General features: G+C 49.9%; 16 protein-coding genes and 1 pseudogene. 10 read left to right on the top strand and 7 right to left on the bottom strand.

Annotated elements, in window-relative coordinates; translation table 11 throughout:
* Positions 1 to 88: 88 nt before the first annotated feature.
* Positions 89 to 1,213 carry an alanine dehydrogenase gene (ald, locus tag KNV97_RS13000; protein ID WP_136484242.1) on the bottom strand — a complete coding sequence of 375 codons (1,125 nt, stop codon included), beginning with the start codon at positions 1,211 to 1,213 and terminating at the stop codon, positions 89 to 91.
* A 155-nt stretch (positions 1,214 to 1,368) separates the two neighbouring features.
* Between ald and lrp the strand changes: the two genes are divergently transcribed.
* On the top strand, positions 1,369 to 1,863 hold the full coding sequence (lrp, locus tag KNV97_RS12995) for a leucine-responsive transcriptional regulator Lrp (protein ID WP_004726475.1): 495 nt from the start codon (positions 1,369 to 1,371) through the stop codon (positions 1,861 to 1,863).
* Between the two features lie 183 nt (positions 1,864 to 2,046).
* On the top strand, positions 2,047 to 5,052 hold the full coding sequence (locus KNV97_RS12990; RefSeq protein WP_218563299.1) for a DNA translocase FtsK: 3,006 nt from the start codon (positions 2,047 to 2,049) through the stop codon (positions 5,050 to 5,052).
* 124 nt (positions 5,053 to 5,176) lie between these two features.
* Here the strand turns inward: KNV97_RS12990 and dsbB are convergent, their stop codons facing one another.
* Both dsbB and nhaB read right to left on the bottom strand, forming a co-directional pair.
* Complete coding sequence (dsbB, locus tag KNV97_RS12985) at positions 5,177 to 5,698, bottom strand: disulfide bond formation protein DsbB (protein WP_218563298.1); 522 nt, start codon at positions 5,696 to 5,698, stop codon at positions 5,177 to 5,179.
* Between the two features lie 82 nt (positions 5,699 to 5,780).
* Positions 5,781 to 7,373, bottom strand: a complete 1,593-nt coding sequence (gene nhaB, locus KNV97_RS12980) for a Na(+)/H(+) antiporter NhaB (protein ID WP_136484239.1) — start codon at positions 7,371 to 7,373, stop codon at positions 5,781 to 5,783.
* Positions 7,374 to 8,040: 667 nt separating this feature from the next.
* Here nhaB and fadR point away from each other — a divergent pair.
* Entirely contained in the window at positions 8,041 to 8,880 is an 840-nt protein-coding gene (fadR, locus tag KNV97_RS12975; protein WP_218563297.1) for a fatty acid metabolism transcriptional regulator FadR, read from the top strand.
* A gap of 113 nt (positions 8,881 to 8,993) precedes the next feature.
* On the opposite strand, the gene KNV97_RS12970 is transcribed toward fadR, so the two are convergent.
* Complete coding sequence (locus KNV97_RS12970) at positions 8,994 to 10,154, bottom strand: DUF1887 family protein (RefSeq protein ID WP_136484237.1); 1,161 nt, start codon at positions 10,152 to 10,154, stop codon at positions 8,994 to 8,996.
* A 175-nt stretch (positions 10,155 to 10,329) separates the two neighbouring features.
* On the bottom strand, positions 10,330 to 12,321 hold the full coding sequence (locus tag KNV97_RS12965; protein WP_218563296.1) for a methyl-accepting chemotaxis protein: 1,992 nt from the start codon (positions 12,319 to 12,321) through the stop codon (positions 10,330 to 10,332).
* A gap of 253 nt (positions 12,322 to 12,574) precedes the next feature.
* On the opposite strand from KNV97_RS12965, the gene hinT reads away from it, so the two are divergent.
* From hinT to KNV97_RS12930, 7 genes are all read left to right on the top strand, one after another.
* Positions 12,575 to 12,925 carry a purine nucleoside phosphoramidase gene (hinT, locus tag KNV97_RS12960; RefSeq protein ID WP_136484235.1) on the top strand — a complete coding sequence of 117 codons (351 nt, stop codon included), beginning with the start codon at positions 12,575 to 12,577 and terminating at the stop codon, positions 12,923 to 12,925.
* A 103-nt stretch (positions 12,926 to 13,028) separates the two neighbouring features.
* Positions 13,029 to 14,378, top strand: a complete 1,350-nt coding sequence (locus tag KNV97_RS12955; RefSeq protein ID WP_256612995.1) for a COG3014 family protein — start codon at positions 13,029 to 13,031, stop codon at positions 14,376 to 14,378.
* Entirely contained in the window at positions 14,378 to 14,767 is a 390-nt protein-coding gene (locus KNV97_RS12950) for a YcfL family protein (protein ID WP_136484233.1), read from the top strand. Before KNV97_RS12955 ends, KNV97_RS12950 begins: the two co-directional genes overlap by 1 nt.
* Before the next feature lie 28 nt (positions 14,768 to 14,795).
* Positions 14,796 to 15,386: a penicillin-binding protein activator LpoB gene (lpoB, locus tag KNV97_RS12945; protein ID WP_136484232.1), complete on the top strand. Its 591-nt coding sequence runs from the start codon at positions 14,796 to 14,798 to the stop codon at positions 15,384 to 15,386.
* Positions 15,387 to 15,426: 40 nt separating this feature from the next.
* Positions 15,427 to 16,278, top strand: coding sequence for a phosphotransferase (locus tag KNV97_RS12940; RefSeq protein ID WP_218563294.1), 852 nt, complete (start codon positions 15,427 to 15,429; stop codon positions 16,276 to 16,278).
* Between the two features lie 103 nt (positions 16,279 to 16,381).
* Positions 16,382 to 16,921: an alpha/beta hydrolase YcfP gene (gene ycfP, locus KNV97_RS12935; RefSeq protein WP_136484230.1), complete on the top strand. Its 540-nt coding sequence runs from the start codon at positions 16,382 to 16,384 to the stop codon at positions 16,919 to 16,921.
* 362 nt (positions 16,922 to 17,283) lie between these two features.
* Positions 17,284 to 18,573, top strand: a complete 1,290-nt coding sequence (locus KNV97_RS12930) for an NAD(P)/FAD-dependent oxidoreductase (protein ID WP_218563293.1) — start codon at positions 17,284 to 17,286, stop codon at positions 18,571 to 18,573.
* Between the two features lie 122 nt (positions 18,574 to 18,695).
* On the opposite strand, the pseudogene KNV97_RS12925 reads toward KNV97_RS12930, so the two are convergent.
* Positions 18,696 to 19,233 (bottom strand): annotated as a pseudogene (locus tag KNV97_RS12925) (GNAT family N-acetyltransferase).
* 63 nt (positions 19,234 to 19,296) lie between these two features.
* Entirely contained in the window at positions 19,297 to 20,073 is a 777-nt protein-coding gene (locus tag KNV97_RS12920) for a peptidoglycan binding protein CsiV (RefSeq protein ID WP_218563292.1), read from the bottom strand.
* Between the last annotated feature and the right edge of the window lie 8 nt (positions 20,074 to 20,081).

Genomic DNA, 20,081 nt, shown 5'->3' with positions numbered 1-20,081 from the left:
TCGAATAACGCGACGCTCCTGCCGTTCCATTGCGGCAGGAGCGTCGTCGTTTAGCTGAATTGTTTTTGCTTAACTGAACCGCATTCGTTTAACTAATCATGGTCAGCGCACGTGCCGGGTCTACGTAGTCGAGGTTAAAGTTTTCGGCGACCTGCTGACAGGTCACTTTCCCGTATATCACATTCAACCCTTTGAGGAAGCCGGGATCCTGGCTCAGTGCACGCTGGTAACCCAGGTTAGCCAGTTTGATGATATAGGGCAGGGTTGCATTATTGAGGGCAAAGGTTGAAGTCCGCGCGACCGCACCGGGCATATTGGCGACACAATAGTGCACCACATCATCGACGATAAACGTCGGGTCGGCATGGGTGGTCGGGTGGGAAGTGGCAAAACAGCCGCCCTGATCGATTGCGACATCAACTACCGCAGAGCCAGGCTTCATGGCCTTGATATGCTGCTCAGTCACCAGTTTGGGCGCTGCCGCTCCCGGGATAAGGACCGCACCGATAACCAGATCAGCATTCAGCACATGGTGTTCAATGGCATCTTCAGTAGAAAAAACCACGTTGGCCCGGCCCTGGAACTCTTGATCAAGATGGCGTAATACATCGATATTACGGTCGAGAATCGTCACATCTGCACGCAGACCGATGGCCATGCGCGCCGCGTTGGCACCCACGACGCCACCACCGAGAATAACCACTTTGGCCGGGGCGACACCCGGGACGCCACCGAGTAATAATCCACTGCCACCGCGTGATTTTTCGAGTACAAGTGCACCCGCTTGAATAGACATGCGCCCGGCGACTTCAGACATTGGTGCTAATAGTGGTAAGCGACCCATATTATCTGTTACAGTCTCGTAGGCTATGCAGACAGCTTTGCTCTTGATTAGCTCTTCAGTTTGTGGAAAATCTGGAGCGAGGTGCAAATAAGTAAATAATATTTGTCCTTCTCTGAGCATAGCTCGTTCGACAGCTTGAGGTTCCTTAACCTTTACAATCATATCTGCCTGCGTGAAAACGTCGGCGGCAGTAGGAAGAATGGATGCGCCTACGGCGATGTAATCATCGTCTGAAAAGCCGATACCGGCTCCGGCGTTTGTTTCGACAAACACTTGGTGGCCGTGTGAGAGCACTTCTCTCACGCTTGCCGGAATCATGCCCACACGATACTCGTGGTTTTTGATTTCCTTCGGTACGCCAATGATCATCCTGACTCCTTATCTTTACGTGGTTGTATTGACTATCAGCAGGTTTTTGTATCGAATTTATTGCTAGTATAGTCAGCGTTATGTGGGATTTGATACCGAATATTAAAAAGTTGTAGTATATTTTTTTGCAAGGAAGTAATAAGGTGGAATAAAAAATGGCAGACAACTATAAAAGGCCGTCCAAGGATCTAGACCGTATCGATCGCAATATTTTGAATGAATTGCAGAAAGACGGTCGCATTTCGAACGTTGAATTGTCTAAACGTGTTGGTCTTTCGCCAACACCCTGTTTAGAACGCGTTCGTCGTTTAGAACGTCAGGGTTATATTACGGGCTACACAGCATTGCTGAATCCGCAATATCTTGATGCTTCGCTTTTGGTGTTTGTCGAAATTACGCTGAACCGTGGTGCTCCGGATGTATTTGAACAGTTTAATACTGCGGTTCAAAAACTGGATGATATTCAGGAATGCCACCTCGTATCGGGTGATTTCGACTACTTGCTCAAGACTCGCGTATCCGACATGGGCGCGTATCGTAAACTGCTGGGTGATACGCTGCTGCGTTTGCCGGGTGTAAACGACACGCGTACGTACGTGGTTATGGAAGAAGTGAAGCAGACTAACCAGCTTGTTATCAAGACCCGCTAAAGAGTAAAAGTCAGAATAGTGGTACTTCTTGCCACATTCTGACTTTGTACAATTGGGTTTTTGTGCTTGATATGGTTAAATCTTCGAACAAACCGAGCGGCTTTTGCCGCTCGGACTGTTTTCACCAGACCAACCTGCGTATAGTGTTAGCCAGGTTGGCCATCATCATAGTCAAGTTGGTTTATGTTCAAAGAGAACAACAATAAAGTTGAGACCATTATTAAGACGAGTGAAGAGCCTCAGTCTTCTCGCCTCAATGGTGCACAACGTCTACGTGAATGCGGTCTGATTCTGGCCGTATTGGCTTCTATTCTTCTTGCTGTCGCCCTGTTGACTTTCAATCCGGCGGATCCTTCCTGGTCGCAAACGGCCTGGGGCTCAGATATCCAGAACGCCGGTGGTATCGTCGGTGCCTGGGTGGCTGATACCCTGTTTTTTGTTTTTGGCTCACTGGCCTATCCGCTGCCGGTCATCCTGACCGCAACAGCCTGGATTTTGCTGCGTAACCGCGATGCCGATGAAAACATCGATTTTATGTTGTGGGGTACCCGCCTGCTGGGGTTAGTGGTTCTGATGCTGACCAGTTGCGGCTTAGCGGATATCAACTTTGACGATATCTGGTATTTCTCTTCCGGTGGCGTGGTCGGGGATGTACTCTCCAGCCTGGCTCTGCCGACTCTGAACGTGCTTGGCACGACACTGGCGCTGCTTTTTCTGTGGGGCGCGGGGTTCACTCTGCTGACCGGTATTTCCTGGCTGAGTATTGTTGAGCGTCTTGGTGAGGCGAGCATCCGTGGTTTTAATCGTCTGTTGAATCGCATGCGCGGTGAAAAAGATGAACTGGTTTCACCGCAGCTGATGTCTGCCCGAATCGACGAGCGCAGTGAACCTGCCTTTGCTGCCGATCACCATTTGTTGGATGGATTTGATTCAGAAGACGACGATTTAGTGGCGGATCCGCTCGCCGGCAAGTCAGAGCCGATGTTGAGCGCGCAGCCTGCCCGACAAGCGAATCCTGAGCCACAAGCGCAGGTTAGTTCGCCGCGGGCTTCAGACAATGAACGCCGCTTTAATATTCATATGCCGGAACGCAGCGAACCTGCGGTCCGTAAAGTGCAGCCAGCGCCAAGCCAGCCAGCTCAGGCTCAGCCTGTGAGCAAGCCGGCACCGGTTTACCATTACGCGCAGGATGACTCCGATGAGCCGGAGCGCACGGCTCAGTTGGGTTCTACGATTGAAGAGCTGGAATTTGCTGCCCGCGAGCAGGATGATTGGGCAGACGATACCTTGCCTTGGGATGAAGTGAACCAAGAGCACCAAACTGAGCCGGTGCAGTCACAGCCTGCTGCATACACCGCAGAGCCTGTCATTGAGGAAGAGCCGTTCAGCGCACCTCGCGTTGATGTGCAGGAATTCGATCAAACCATCGCTGATGTCGAGCAGGATGACGCGCATATTGAGCCGACGATTTCTAATTTTGATGTGCTGGATGACGAAGAGTCGCAACAGCCTGAGATGTCTGCTGACTACCAGGATGCTGCTGAGGACTCTCAACCTGAGTGGCTGGAAGAAGAGGACGACGACCAGGATCAGGATGTGAAAGCCTTCCAGACTATGGTCTCTGAGGCCCAGGCTAATATGGCCGGCAAACAGAACCCGTTCCTGGTTCAGCAAGAGGTCAATCTGCCTAAGCCGGCTGAACCGATGCCGACTCTGGAACTGCTCTATCATCCGGAAAAGCGGGAAGACTTTATTGACCGCGAAGCGTTGGAAGAGATTGCCCGTCTGGTGGAGTCCAAACTGGCTGATTACAAGATCCAGGCTGAGGTTGTCGATATCTTCCCTGGTCCGGTGATCACCCGTTTTGAGCTGGATTTGGCTCCGGGGGTTAAAGTTAGCCGTATTTCCAGTCTGTCGATGGATTTAGCACGTTCTCTGTCCGCGATGGCGGTACGGGTGGTGGAAGTCATTCCCGGTAAGCCATACGTTGGCCTTGAGCTGCCGAATATGAGCCGCCAGACCGTGTATCTGTCAGACGTGATTAACAGCCCGCAGTTTGAGCAGTCTAAATCACCAACGACTGTGGTACTGGGTCAGGATATCGCTGGCGAAGCTGTGGTGGCCGATCTGGCTAAGATGCCGCACGTATTAGTGGCAGGTACCACGGGATCCGGTAAATCGGTTGGTGTGAACGTGATGATCCTGAGTATGTTGTACAAATCCACGCCGGAAGATGTGCGTTTCATCATGATTGACCCGAAAATGCTCGAGTTGTCGATTTATGAAGGGATTCCGCACCTGCTGTCTGAGGTGGTGACTGACATGAAAGACGCATCCAATGCCCTGCGCTGGTGTGTGGGCGAGATGGAGCGCCGCTACAAGCTGATGTCTGCTTTGGGCGTGCGTAATATTAAAGGCTTCAACGACAAGCTTAAAATGGCAGCTGAAGCGGGTCATCCGATCCATGACCCATTGTGGCAGCCTGGTGACAGCATGGACCCTGAAGCGCCACTGCTGGAGAAACTGCCTTATATTGTGGTCGTGGTCGACGAGTTTGCTGATCTGATGATGGTGGTGGGTAAGAAAGTCGAAGAGCTGATTGCCCGTCTGGCTCAGAAAGCTCGTGCAGCCGGTATTCACCTGATTCTGGCGACCCAGCGCCCGTCAGTGGATGTGATCACCGGCCTGATTAAAGCCAACATTCCGACCCGGGTTGCATTTACGGTATCAACTAAGACGGACTCGCGTACTATTCTTGACCAGGGTGGGGCAGAATCACTGCTCGGCATGGGTGACATGTTGTACTTACCGCCTGGCTCAAGCCATACGGTTCGGGTACATGGTGCGTTTGCTTCAGACGATGATGTGCATGCGGTGGTGAATAACTGGAAAGCACGCGGTAAACCTAACTACATCACTGAAATTACCAATGGCGATCAAGGGCCGGAAGGTTTGTTGCCTGGTGAAAAAATGGAGAGTGACGAAGAAGTGGACCCGCTGTTTGACCAGGTGGTCGAGCACGTGGTGGAAACCCGCCGTGGTTCAGTGTCCGGTGTTCAGCGCCGCTTCAAAATCGGTTATAACCGTGCCGCGCGTATCGTAGAACAGCTGGAAGCGCAGGGGATTGTCAGCGCGCCAGGTCACAATGGTAACCGCGAGGTTCTGGCTCCGGCGCCGCCCCGCGACTGAGTTAGCCCTATCGCTGCAGATCATTGATTCTGAGCCAATAAAAATTCTGAGCAAATAAAGAAGGCGCCTCATCCGGCGCCTTTTTGTCATTCTGGTCTCAAGCAACATCTGTTTATCAAGCTGCTCAGCGTTTTGGTTTGGCGTATTGCACCACGATAAAGAGTGCCACGGCTGCCAGGTTGGCGGCAAAAATGATCACCAGCCATTGTGGCATAGACAGGCTTAAAAATTGCCATACTACCTTGCTGCAATCGCCGTACGCTTCAAACATCCACGGCGCCCATTGGTTGAGCGGTGCCCAGTCCGGAAACGTAACAAACAGGTCGCAGGTTTTAAACGGTGATGGATTAAACTGGTAATCGACATGCTGCAAAGCGAGTTTGAGGCCGGAATATGCACTGCCGCCCCAAACGGCTAATCCGATCCAGCGTATAGCCGGATTCTGCGGTGCAACCAAACCAATCAGTGCGGCAGCTCCGATGCCGAGCATGGCAATACGCTCATAGATACACATCACACAGGGTGCCAGCATCATCACATGCTGGAAGAACAGGGCACAGGCCTCAAAAAAGACCACAAACAGCAGCAGTAACAGCCAGGCCAGACGAGTTTCAGAAAAGGTTTTAAGGCTCGATAAAATATTCACAGGACAGTCCTTGGATAATAATAAAAAAGCTCTGATTACTCAGAGCTTTGTATCTTGGAATAGTTTCCTATTCAATCAATTTTTAATGGCCGCTGGAGACAACGCTTTCCATATGCGGCACGCTGTGATGAGTAATCCAGCCCAAATCGTAGAACTGTGCTGTCATCGGCTCCACCAGGTAGATGATACCGGCTAAGCCTACCAAGGTCAGTACCACAGTGTAAGGCAGAGCCATGATCACCATGCGACCGTAAGAGAGACGGATGAGCGGTGCCAGGGCTGAAGTCAGCAGGAACAGGAACGCTGCCTGGCCATTCGGTGTAGCCACAGAAGGCAGGTTGGTACCGGTATTGATCGCGACCGCCAGTAAGTCAAACTGGTCGCGTGAGATCACGCCTTCCATCATCGCGGTTTTCACTTCGTTAATATACACAGTACCGACGAACACATTATCCGAGACCATCGACAACAGACCGTTGGCGATGTAAAACAGCGCTAACTGAGTTTCGTTGTCCTGGATATGCAAAACTGCATCGATAATCGGTTTGAACAGTCCCTGATCGATAATCACAGCCACAATAGAGAAGAAGACCGCCAGCAGAGCCGTAAATGGCAGGGCTTCTTCAAACGCTTTACCCAGTGAATGCTCTTCAATCACGCCGGTAAACGCGGTGGCCATAATAATCACCGACAGACCAATCAGCCCCACGGCGGCTAAATGCATCGCCAGGCCAAGGATCAACCAGAGTGCGATAAGGCCTTGAATCCACAGTTTTGCCACATCCTGTTTAGTACGGGTTTTACGCTCTTCTGTATCGAAGTCGATCAGGATCTTGCGTACGTTTGGCGGCAACTTAGCGCCGTAACCAAATACTTTGAACTTCTCGACCAGGAAGCAGGTTGCGATACCACAGATAAATACCGGCAGGGTAACCGGAGCCATACGCACCAGAAATTCACCGAAAAACCAGCCAGCCTGGTCTGCGATGATCAGGTTTTGCGGTTCGCCAACCATAGTGGTCACGCCACCCAGTGCAGTACCGACACCAGCGTGCATCAGCAGCGAACGCAGGAAGGCACGGTAGTTTTCAAGATCATCACGAGTCAGTTCAGGGATCTGTTCATCCTGAGTATGGTCATGGGGCTGGTTAAACGGCCGTCCGGAAGCGACTTTGTGGTAGATTGAGTAGAAACCTACCGCTACGCTGATGATTACCGCGATAACAGTCAGCGCGTCCAGGAAGGCTGACAGGAAGGCGGCAGCCACACAAAAGGCGATCGATAAAATCGCTTTTGAGCGGATCCCAAGTAAAATTTTGGTAAAAATAAACAGCAGTAAATGCTTCATAAAGTAGATGCCCGCTACCATGAATACCAGTAACAGCAGCACCTCAATATTGGCAACCAGTTCGTGTTTTACCTGCTCCGGACTGGTCATGCCAATCGCAACGGCTTCGATAGCTAATAAACCACCAGGTTGCAGCGGATAACATTTTAATGCCATCGCCAGGGTGAAAATAAATTCCGCGACTAATAACCAGCCGGCAACAAAGGGATTTATTAAAAAGAAAACGATCGGGTTTATTATCAGAAAGGCGATGATGGCAACTTTGTACCAATCTGGCGCTTTACCTAAGAAATTTTTGATAAATGCGCTTCCAAGCGACATGGGCATGGTGATTACTCTTAAATTAGTTATAGATAGACATAGCTCTGTAGCTGCACATTTAATTGTGCAGTAACGTCTGATGAAAGTCTAAACAAAAATCTTTATCAACAATGACTTAGAACAAGAAATGGCCGAGTTTTGCCTCTTTGCCTGAACCGTCATTCCCTAAAAATACGCTTTCCTTACGTTGTCAGCAACAATACAGCGGGCGGTTTTTTAGTCAATAATCAAGGTCGAAATGCTATACCTACCTCAACTATTTCGCAGTAAAGATCGTTTGAAGCGACGTTAGCATAACACAAAGCATCGGAAAATTTCATTGAGCAGGCTAGAGCAAGAGCAGGTTTGAGTAAATATCATTTAGCTGATTAAAAATACCACTTTTCAGTAAGTTTATTTTGAAATAAATAAAAAATAGTTATGTGAGCAAGTTCTCTTTATATATTTACTAAATGTGAAACAAACTTTATTTTGATACATTCTGAAACAAATTTAACCAGCTGTTTTGTGAGCAAATTGGGCTTACTTTGAGCGAAATCAAGTGCATATAAAGTTTTTACTCTATTTGAGCGGTTGTTACCAGTTTACCAATGGTTTGTTTCCGCTGGATGAAAACTAGTGGTATGATGAGTGCCATTCGACCCGAAAAAATAGAAAACTGGATAAGTACTTAATGGTCATCAAGGCAAAAAGCCCAGCAGGCTTTGCAGAGAAATACATTATTGAAAGCATTTGGAATGGTCGCTTTCCACCGGGTTCCATTCTGCCTGCCGAGCGAGAGCTCTCCGAATTGATTGGTGTGACACGAACCACGCTGCGTGAAGTGCTACAGCGTCTGGCTCGCGATGGATGGCTGACCATCCAGCACGGCAAACCGACCAAAGTAAACCAGTTTATGGAAACGTCAGGTTTGCATATTCTGGATACCTTAATGACGCTGGACGTGGATAACGCGACCAACATCGTTGAGGACTTACTGGCGGCTCGTACTAACATCAGCCCGATTTTCATGCGTTATGCTTTTAAAGTAAATAAGGAAAACAGTGCTCGTACCATTCACACTGTGATTGAATCTTGTGAAGCGCTGGTTGCGTCTGAATCCTGGGATGAGTTTATCGCCTCGTCACCTTATGCAGAGAAGATTCTACAGCAAGTTAAAGATGACGGTGAGAAAGATGAAGAGAAACGTCAGCAACTGCTGCTGGCTAAAACGTTTAACTTCTACGATTACATGTTGTTCCAGCGTCTGGCGTTCCACTCAGGAAACCAAATTTACGGCCTGATTTTTAACGGCTTGAGAAAGCTTTACGACCGGGTAGGCAGTTACTACTTCTCTAACCCGGAAGCGCGCCAGTTGGCATTGCGTTTTTATCGTGATCTGCTGGACGTATGTGAGAGCGGTGATCGCGAACAACTGCCAAATCTGATTCGTCAGTACGGTATTGCCAGCGCACAGGTCTGGAACCAGATGAAGACCACGCTGCCATCGAGCTTTACAGAAGATGACAGCTGAGTTTATCTGAGCTGTCATCGATACACATAATAAAGCCCGCGATCAACGCGGGCTTTTTGTTTTGGTTTACGCACATCGATGCCGCGCAGCTAACTTTGCGACTTTGAAGACGATTAAAGGTCTTCACTGCCGCCGGCGGCCATAAACCAGTTTTTGAGATGGTTTTTCAGATCTTTCAGTTCATCCGGGCCAATCAGTGCCAGGCCGAGATCTTCGGCGCGGGTGATATCGTTATAACGCAGCGGGCGGAAGCTGACCAGCATGGCTCTTGCCTGCAGACCTCCAAGCAAATCACGCAGCGATTCCAGTTTATACAGGGTATCGTCACCGTCATCACGCATGCCTTTAGTCTTACATTCAATGATGTGCAGCTTATTGTTCACGACAGTGGCGACGTCGAGTTCGTTGCGTACTTCGCGTTCCCCAAGCTGGCGATAGACCTGCACGTTGAGAGAGCGATCCTGAATGGTTGGCAAGTCGTCCTGAATCTGGCGTACCGTGCTATGAACCAGGGTTTCCAGCCATTCACCGTTAGAGAAGCGGCGGGCGTCTTCGTTCGCAAAGGTCAGAATGCCATTCTCATAGGTCGCGATCTTCGCCTCGACCAGATCGGTCAGCAACATGTTGAGTTCACGATAGCCTTGTTGCTTTTCTGATAACTCGACATCGAGGCACTGCTCTTTACGACACGTGGTGGCAAGATAGTTAAGTGTGGCCAGGCCCGGACCCAATTCCAGTGCGTTGCTCGCCCAGCGTTCGCCCAGTTCATACAGCTTCTGGTCAAGTTGCGGAGGCAGGTTGTGCTCGCTGAATTCGCCGCGCGCACCAAAGATGGTCAGATAGTCAGAGATGGTGATCCGATCCTGCACCTGGGTATCTTTGTTGCCATCCGGATAGAGCCAGCACAAACGGTCGCTGCTTGGTTCGACAACAAAAATTGGCCAGTGATAAGTGCGGAACACTTCATAGACGGATAAAAGGCGGTGGCGTAAGCCACAACTGGCGTTAAGCCGGACTTCCAGATTGCGTTGTTTAAGATCTTCCGCTAAGTGTTTAATTGAAGCCTTGATTTCGGAGATATTAGAGCCGTTGGAAATTTCAAAGAATTCAGACGTGATGCCGCGTTGAGTTAATACGGCGTGCAACCGCTGATACATGGTTTGTTGCGAATTGTCGCCAATAAAGACGATATGACGACTCTGGGTTCGGTTATCCAGTAACGGAGTGATCAGGCGAACCGGATCCTGATCTATGATGCCAACATGAACGGCCATACGTTATCCTCATGTTTGGCTTGCGAAATTTTTGGAATAGGTAGAGCAAAAGCGTGATGCAAGCCATACTATTCATATAACGATCCCCCACACAAAAAACAAGGGTGACTGCGGATAAAAGTCACCCTTGATAGCGATAATTGACCTGGTCCTTACAAAACCAACGGGGAATTGTCTAAAGCTTGAATCTGTGCACCAGATGACTTTGCTGCCCTGCCAGTTGGGTGAGATCGCCACTGGTGTGTGCGATGTTGCTCATGGCCTGCAAGCTTTCGTCCGCAATATGATTGATATCCTCAATGCGTTGCGCGATATCGCTGGTGGTATCACTCTGTTCCGCCGCGGCCTGGGAAATGTGGGTGCTCATCTGGCTTATCTCCATGATAAGAGCCTGAATTTCTTCCATGGTGCTGTTGGCGTTGGAGGCCTGATGTACCGATTGTTCCATGCCTTGTTTACAGCTTTCAATCACCTGGCTGGCTGCATTCGAACTGCTTTGTAACCGGCTGATCATGTTTTCGATTTCAGTGGTTGAGTCGGTAGTGCGTTGCGCCAGTACCCGTACTTCATCAGCCACGACGGCAAAACCACGCCCTTGTTCACCCGCACGCGCTGCTTCAATCGCCGCATTAAGAGCCAGCAGGTTGGTCTGTTCGGCTACGCCGCGAATCACATCCAGAATGGAACCAATCTGGCTGCTCATGTTCTGCAACTCGGTCACTGCTGCCACCGAGTCATTCAGGCGGACCTCAAGCTGCTTGACGGTACTGATGTTATCACTCATCACCTGACGACCGGACTGGGCCGCGTTTTCGACTTGCTGCACCATCTGCAACGAGCTTTGTGCACTTTGTGCGACTTCTTGGACTGAGTGCGCCATCTGGGTCATTGCCGTCGCTACATTGGCGGTTTGTTCACGCTGATTGTTGAGTTGCGATTGCGCGTGCTGTGAGGTGGCCTGGTTGTGTCCTGCCGTTTTGGTCAGGTTATCGGACGCGTCATTGAGCTTAAGCAGAATATCTTGCAGGCTGTCAGCCAGCGAGTTGATATGACGGCTCAGGCGCGCGAACTCATTATTATGCGTGATGCGAATGCGCTGAGTCATATCGCCTTCTGTCAGGCTTTCCAGTGTGGTCAGGATCTGTTTGAGTGGTGAACGAACGCTGCTTGCGATGTGGTAACCGATAGCGCCTGCCACCAGGACCACAAGCAAACCGATACCAACGGCTTTGTAAACGCCTTGCTGATAGACTTGGCCGGCATCAGCCAGGGCCCGGTCGAGATCCTGTGAAGCACTCTGGTTAAAGCTGTCGAGCAGTGCCATCGCATTGTCGACTTCCCTGGCCAGGTTGGTGATATTGGCGTATAGAGCCGCACGGGCTTTGAGATATTCGTTGTGCTGGTCAAGAACACCTCCTTTCTCACCGATATCCTGAGTGAATTTTTTTACCGGTTCATCAAATACTTTTTTAAGTTCAGGCAGTTGTGAGGTCAGTCCGCGATAGGCGTAGTTAAGGTGACTGACGGCTTTATTATTTTTTTGTACCGCACTGTCGACAAACGCCATATCTGAACTGGCCAACGCATCAGACGTGATCAGCTCGGCATCTTTGAGCTTGATGAAATAGCTTTTGGCCATCACCTTAACGGAAATGCTGCTTTGATCATCCACGTATTCCTTCATACCAGTGCTCAGCTCTGAATGCAGGCGCTGGAATTCACGCACCGATTTTTGCACTTTGCTCTGAGCGGCAAACATGGCCTGATAGTTGTTCATCGCATCATTGGCTTCACTGAAGTAACGGGTTTCCAGCGCATTGAGGGCATTCATTTTTTCCTGCAGATCAGGGTGACTGGCGCTGGCCTGTTCCAGTTGCCCCAATACCTGACTGAAAGCCTGTTTGGCTTTATCGAAATCCTGACGCATGCTGACCATGCGTCCGGCATCCTGGGTCGTCAGAAAATCTTTGAAAGATTTGTCGGCAGTCAGCAACTGAACACTGGTTTTATTCGACAGTGAAACTAAAGGTAAGGCGGTTTTGGACACGCCCTCAAAATTGGCATGAATCTGACTCATACCGCTCATCATAATGGCGACCGTGACGGCAAACATTACAATGATGATTGCAAAGCCGGCGTACATGCGCCTGATGACTGAACCTTGCATACGTCTCTCCCTTGTTACATTCATGTTCTGAAGTCTCACAAAGACAGAAAAACTGTCTAAAAATTAATAAAATGAGTCACATTCTATGAATTGAGACGCGCACATTTCATGATCGGGGCGACAAAAGCAGTTTTTTGTGTAAAGCAATCTCGGTTTCTGTTAACTGAACAGTGTTTATTATTGAGCTTTGATCCGCCTTGTCGCATACTCATTCCAACAACGATTATTGCAAACACGTCTGGTGGAGACCTTCATGGCTGAAGAAACAATTTTTAGCAAAATCATTCGCAAAGAAATTCCGGCTGATATCCTGTACCAGGATGATTTAGTGACGGCGTTTCGTGACATCAATCCGCGCGCACCAAGCCATGTGCTGATCATCCCGAACAAACTGATCCCGACGGTCAACGAGGTACAGGAAGCTGACGAACTGGCGCTGGGCCGTATGTTTACCGTGGCAAAAAAAATTGCCGAGCAGGAAGGCATTGCCGAAGATGGCTATCGCCTGCTGGTCAACTGTAACTCACACGGTGGCCAAGAGGTTTACCACATTCATATGCACCTGGTGGGTGGCCGCCCGCTAGGACCGCTATTGATGAGCTAATTCCGGCCGGTTACCCGTACCAGTCGGGTAACCGTCTTCATTTCCTAAAGCGGAGTGTGCAGTGAAGTTTGATTTACGACACCTGACGGTTTCGCTTAGCTGTATGTGTCTCAGTGCCTGTGCCAATTTCACCGCCGGCAATCTGTTCAGTCATTACAGCGCGCAAAATTCAGATCTCTACCAGTCATTGCAAGCGGGTGATTATCAGCAGGCGAGCGAAGAGCTGCCTGATTATGTCGCCGGTGGCATTCTGGACAACCTGGAAAAAGGCCGGGTTTATTTTCTTAACCAACAGTATCCGGACAGTCAGGCGGCATTAGAGCTGTCGGATCAGGCAGTCAGAGAGCAGCAGGAGCAAGCCACCATTTCACTGAGTGAGAGCGCCAGCAGTATTGGGTCTCTGGCGGTGAATGATAACTTGAATAGCTACACGCCGGCTGATTATGAACTGGGTTTTTTGCATCTTTATTTGGGTTTGAACTATATTCAAAACAACAGTTTAGAAGATGCTCTGGTGGAAGTGCGCCGCGCTAATCAAGTGCAGGAACAGGCGCGTAAAACTCGTGAAGCCGAACTTGAGCAGGCACAGCAGGAGCTGGAAGAGAAAGGCGTTACGCCTAATCTTGGTAGTGTGCTGGCCCGTTATCCGGATGGTGGTAAAACCTTGCAGGCGGTACAAAACGCTTATTTGCTCTATTTATCGGCGCTTTTGTACGAGGCTGCGGACGACCCGAATAACGCCTATGTTGATTACCGGCGCGCACTGGCAGTCGCACCCGATAACCGGGCGGTGATCGACGGCACTTTGCGCGTGGCCAGGCGCTTGGGTATGCAGCAGGATTTGCAACAACTCAAAGCACGTTATGGTGATGTGTCGTCCTTGTCGCAACAACAGGGCCGGGTCATTGTATTGGATGAACAAGGTGTGGTGCAGGCACTCGACAGCTGGCGTTTATCTTTACCGCTTTTTGACAGCCGGGGCAATACCGCGTTGTACTCTATAGCGTTACCGTATTATCCCAAGCAGTCACGGTCTCAATTTGCACCGCTAATATTGAATAAGCAGCCGCTGAACAGTGAGCGGCTGACCGACGTGGATCTGATGGCGCAACGTGATTTGTCCGAACGCATGCCCAAAATGGTGATTCGTCAGGCATTACGCGTGGTGGCCAAAGATCAGGTTCGTAAAGAAACGACCAAGGGTGACGGCATTGGCAATCTGCTCTTTAACGTCTTCAACACGCTAACCGAGCAACCGGATACGCGTAGCTGGCTGACGCTGCCTGCGGCAGTGAATGCGACAGAGCAAACTGTTGCGGCTGGTGAGCAAGTTCTCGAGGTGGAAGGGCGTACCTATACTTTCAATGTACCGCAACAGGGTACAACCTTGGTGTGGCTGTCGCGTCAGGGGCGTAACGCCACAATATGGCATAAACAACTGGGAAGATTGTGATGAAAAATTGGTTTGTCAGTGTATTGGCCGCTCTGGCTCTACTGGGCTGTGCCGATAATACCGCAGGTTTACGGGTGGACGGCGCGACTCAGCGAGTGCTGATCGGAGATAACGTTCTGGCCGGACGTCTGCATATCGAAGATATCTCATCCAGCATGGTTAACGGGCATACCCGGGGTGTGGTTCGTCTTTTGAGTAATTACCGGGGTGATCAGAATCTGCAATACCGCTTTTACTGGTATGACGCTCAGGGATTGGAAGTGAACACTCAGCCTGGTGCCTGGAAACAGATCGTGATCCATGGTGAAGAAACAGTGTCGCTGTCTGAAGTGTCGGTTAAACCGGACGGTACTCAGTTCCGGGTCCAAATTCGTGCAGCAAATGATTAATTTGTAGTTTAAGTTTAGAGGAAGCGTCATGAAAAAAAGTGTTATTGCATTGCTGGGTCTGGTAATGCTGTTAGGTGGCTGTGCTAACCGAGTCAGCTATGGTGATGCACAAGCGGTTGAAACCGTTACTGCGGATTTTGGTTCTACCGATCTGCAAAAAATAGCGGCGGACATGGTCGACAGCATGATGATGTCAGGCTCAGTGGCCGCCATTACCCGTGATTCTCGTCCGATTGTGTTTGTTGAACGGATTAAGAACAAAACCAGTGAGCATATCGATACCGAATCTGTGACTGACACTATCAGCACTAAGCTTCTCAACTCGGGTAAATTCCGTTTTGTTGATATGGGCCGTGTCGAATCAGTTCGTGATCAGCTCAAGTTCCAGAACAATGATGAACTGGTCAACCAGAGCACCGCTATCCAGTTTGGTAAAATGGTCGGCGCGGAATACATGCTGTACGGCAACCTGTCGAGCATTGTGAAAAATGCCGGTAGTGACAAAGACGTTTACTACAAAATGACCATGCGTCTGATGGATCTGAAGACTGGCCTGATTGAATGGGCAGACGAAACCGAAATTCGTAAACAGCAGTCTAAGAGTCTGTTCGGACTGTAAACCGTCAGTAACCCGGTGACTGAATACTATGAGGTGAGTCATGGCAAGAATGTCATGGAAAGAAGCATGCAAGCTGGATCCGACCCTGCAAGGGTTGACTCATTTTTTTAGTTTTCCGCCTGAATACGCGCAAACGCTGACAGGCGGCCTCACCAATCGCTGCTGGAAAGTGGTCTGTTCGCAAGGCAAAGCGTATGTCTGGCGGCCGACGACACTCATCACCAAAGCCTTTTCTATTTCCCGTTATCAGGAATACCAAATTCTTAAAGCTATCCAATCCAGCCAGCTCAGTCCGGCCGCAATGCTGGTCAACGAGTGGGGATTGCTGGTGGAATGGATAGAAGGTGACTCGCTTACCGATAAGCCCTCCTTTGATGGCCTGCTGCGTATGCAGGCGCGTATTCATGAACTGGCCATCAATCATATTCCGGTGGTGCCGTTTAGTTTTACCGCCCGGGTTGATCACTACTGGATGCAGATAAAGCCAGAGCTGAAAACGGAGCAAGTCCGGGCCTTATATGAGGACTGGCGTAATCCCCCCAATCTGGCTGAGGTTGCCCAGTGCCTGTGTCACTTTGATCTGGCGGGCTATAACATGGTCAAAACCGAATCAGGTTACAAGGTGATTGACTGGGAGTATGCCGGGATTGCCGATCCGCGCCTCGATTTGGCATTAAGCATCAATGTGGCAGGAGAGAAGATACTCGATGCGGTGTTCCGTTATTGCCAGCTGCGTGAAATTGAAGATGTCGATAAGTGGGTCAGCGGGGTGAAAGCCTGGCTGCCAAGAACCAATATGATGGCTTTGCTGTGGTATCTGCTCGCTTACCAGTTGTGGGGTGATGAAGAGTACTACCGACAGGCGTGTCATTTGCAGGAAACGTTCTGTTGATAGGATCACGCTTTGCGGGCTTTGCGCCGTCAATCCGGTAAAAGATTCATCAAAGCCTTACTTTTCGTGGTAGATTAAAGCCTTAAGGGAATTGGGGGATAGTATGATTATTTATTTGCATGGGTTTGATTCAACCAGCCCGGGAAACCACGAGAAAGTTTTGCAACTTCAGTTCATCGACGACGATGTACGTTTCATCAACTACAGTACCTTACATCCCAAACATGATATGCAGCATCTGCTCAAAGAGGTCCATAAAGCCATCGAGCAGTCGGATGATCCGCATCCGCTCATTTGTGGTGTTGGCCTGGGGGGCTACTGGTCTGAACGTATCGGCTTTCTGTGTGGTATTAAACAGGTAATATTCAACCCGAATCTGCATCCGGAACGTAACATGGTCGGTCGTATTGATCGTCCGGAAGAGTACGACGACATCGCAACCAAGTGTGTTGAGCAGTATCGGGTTAAGAATAAAGGTCGCTGTCTGGTGGTGCTGTCACGCAATGATGAACGACTGGATAACAGTCAGACAGCCGCTGAATTACAAGATTACTATCAGATCATCTGGGATGATGCCCAGTCACACAAATTCAAGAAGATTTCCCATCATCTCCAGGCGATGAAAGCGTTTAAAAATGCCTGATGATATTGGCTGAAATCAGTTGCAGCGGTCCGGGTTATGGGCCGCTTTTTCATCTATTGGTGTCGCTTTCGAGCTGTGATTATTGGCTTGCGTGGCGCATTTAGCTCTATATAATGTCGGACTAACAAAAAAATTTGATAGCCGTCAAAAAAATACAGCAAGAGCAAGAAAGCAAACTTGCCCGAAATTCGCGTCCCGAGACGCCTTTTAGCCGATATTCAGGCCAATATTTGTGTCGATAGAACACAGTGAAACCTCAGACAGGCATTGATACCCAAACGACAGTTTAAACAGATTCCGCTCGGTATGAGTTTTCGTGCCGAACCATAAAAATTGATCTATGTTTTTTGAGGATTGTTGTTGTGACACGCATTATCGTAGTAGGCGGTGGCGCGGGTGGTCTTGAGCTTGCAACCAAGCTGGGACGTACCCTTGGCCGTAAAAACCGCGCAGAAATCACGCTGGTAGACCGTAATTCAAGCCATCTGTGGAAACCTTTGTTACATGAAGTAGCCACGGGTTCTCTTGATGAAGGCGTGGACGCACTGAGTTACCGTGCGCATGCTAAAAACCACTGTTTTGATTTCCAATGGGGTAGCCTGGAAGGCATTGACCGGGACAATAAAACCATTCAGTTAAGCGAACTGCGCGACGAGCACGGTGAACTGCTGATGCCAACCCGCAAACTGAGCTATGACCTGCTGGTGATGGCGATCGGTTCCACTTCTAACGACTTCAACACGCCGGGTGTACGTCAACACTGTATTTTCCTGGACAGCCCTGAGCAAGCCCACCGTTTCCGTACCGAAATGAACAACGAGTTCCTCAAGCTGCATGCGAAGAACGGTAACGGTACCGTCGATATCGCGATCGTTGGCGCAGGTGCGACTGGTGTTGAATTGTCGGCGGAGCTGCACAACGCGGTGAAAGAGTTGCGTACCTATGGCTTTGGCGATCTGGATTCCAGCAAGCTGAATGTTAACCTGATTGAAGCCGGTGAACGTATCCTGCCTGCACTGCCGCCACGTATTTCTGCTGCGGCTCACAGTGAGCTGACTAAGCTTGGAGTGACCGTGCGCACTGCCACTATGGTTACTCAGGCGGACGAAGATGGCCTGACGACGAAAGATGGCGAGAAAATTTCGGCGCAAATCATGGTGTGGGCGGCAGGCATTAAAGCTCCGGATTTTATGAAAGATATCGCCGGTCTGGAAACCAACCGCATTAATCAGCTGGTGGTGAAAGACACATTGCAGACCACACGTGATGACAATATTTTTGTTATCGGCGATTTGGCCCAGTGCACCCAGGCGAACGGCTCATTCGTTCCGCCTCGTGCTCAGGCTGCGCATCAGATGGCGTCTCAGGCGTTCAAAAACATCGTGGCTAAGCTCAACGGGCGTGAAATGAAAGCGTACGTGTACAAAGACCACGGTTCTCTGGTTTCTCTGAGCCGTTTCTCCACAGTCGGCAGCCTGATGGGTAACCTGACCAAAGGTTCGATGATGGTCGAAGGCCGCATTGCCCGTGTTGTGTATATCTCGCTGTATCGTATGCACCAGATGGCGCTGCACGGTGTGTTTAAAACCGGCCTGATGATGCTGGTCGGACGCATTAACCGCGTACTGCGACCAAACCTGAAGTTGCATTGATGGCTGAAACGTAAAAAGCCCCGGAAGGGGCTTTTTTTATATCCAAAATTCTTAAGTTCATAGGTTATTATGTCGTAAGCTGCTCTTGGTTCACTCTGGTTGCAGTAAAGAGAATGACGGCTTCAGGGGATCAGGGCAAACACAATGCCATCTCTGGGCTGGCCGTTAAACAGGTAGCGGTTATGGGCCAGGCTCTCTTGTTGTGCACCACAGGCTATAGCCAGACGCTGGCTGGGGACATTGTCCGGGTCACAGACGATTTCCAGCCGGGTCAGTTTCAGGTGACTGAAGCAGTACTCAATCAGAGCGTTCAGCGCCTCACGTCCGACGCCTTGTTGCTGATGATGGTCAGCAACCCAGTAGCCAAGGCTGGCCATATTAAAGGTGTGATAGAACTCGTTAATGGCGACCATGCCAAGCAACGTTTGCTGCCGTTTGTCGAAAATACCAAAGCCGTAAGAATCGGCCTTAACCCAGTTGAGGCGGGTCGCCAGCACAAAGCGCTCGGCTTCCTGAGCAGAAAAAGTCAGCACTGCACCAGTCTACCCACTGATGCAGCGACGGTGACTGGCGCACACACTTGGCTAACTGCTCAGTTTCATCGAGTGTGATTAAGCGCAGTTGCAGGTGTTGGGTGACTATCTGAAAATCAGGGCTCATAGTGATAACCTAGTTTTGTGCCGATAACATAAACGCCCGCATGGGGCGTTTATGCCGATATCTTTACTGGCTGTCGGCGACTTTACGTACCTGAATGATCATGCCCATCAGTGGGTGATCCAGATAGTGGGTTTCGCTGCTGCGCATGCGGCGCTTCTGGTCCATGCGGTAACTTTTCAGGAAAGACTCAGTTTCTACCTGCGGAGAGACGGATTCCAGATTACCGGACTGCACGGTCGCGCCTTCGTCTTGCGGGTTTAGTGCCAGGCTTAACGGCGCGTCTTTGATGACAACGTCACGTACACTCGGCTCTTTCAGATCGAGAGTGGTTTCGGCGTACAAGTAATGCTGAACATAGATCTGCAGCGTCCCATCGAGTTCGTACAAAGGTTTAGCGACGCTCTGTTCGATGACATCATTAACGGGTATTGCCGCATTTCTTTGTCCCGCCTGGCTGCCGTCTGCGCGAAACTGTTCTGAATAGTCGCGGCCAGCACGGATATGAAACACCGGTGCGGCGGAGCGTCCTTCATCACCCTGACGCCATGCTGTGTGCATCAGCACTTTAAAACCGGCGTGGTTTTTCAGGCGCTGTTCCTGATCATTAAGCTGATATTGCGAAGCAGGCAGCATGGTCACGCCTTTACTCTGGCGATAACTGGCGTCGTTAAAGCTGCCAGCACGTTTCATGCTAATTTCTGGCAGGTCATCCGGCCAGGATTCACTGACTTTCTCTGCATCAACTGCCCGTTTGAAAATGATCACTTCAATATCAAACTGTCGTTGAGCCAAGCTTGGCATAGAGACAAGCAAAAGCAGTAGTGGGATCAGTTTTTTCATTATGACTC

The sequence above is a fragment of the Vibrio ostreae genome (assembly GCF_019226825.1).
In the GTDB taxonomy this organism is placed as follows: Bacteria; Pseudomonadota; Gammaproteobacteria; order Enterobacterales; family Vibrionaceae; genus Vibrio; species Vibrio ostreae.
The sequence above is the reverse complement of the archived record's forward strand: the minus strand, read 5'-3'. Positions and strand labels throughout refer to the sequence as shown.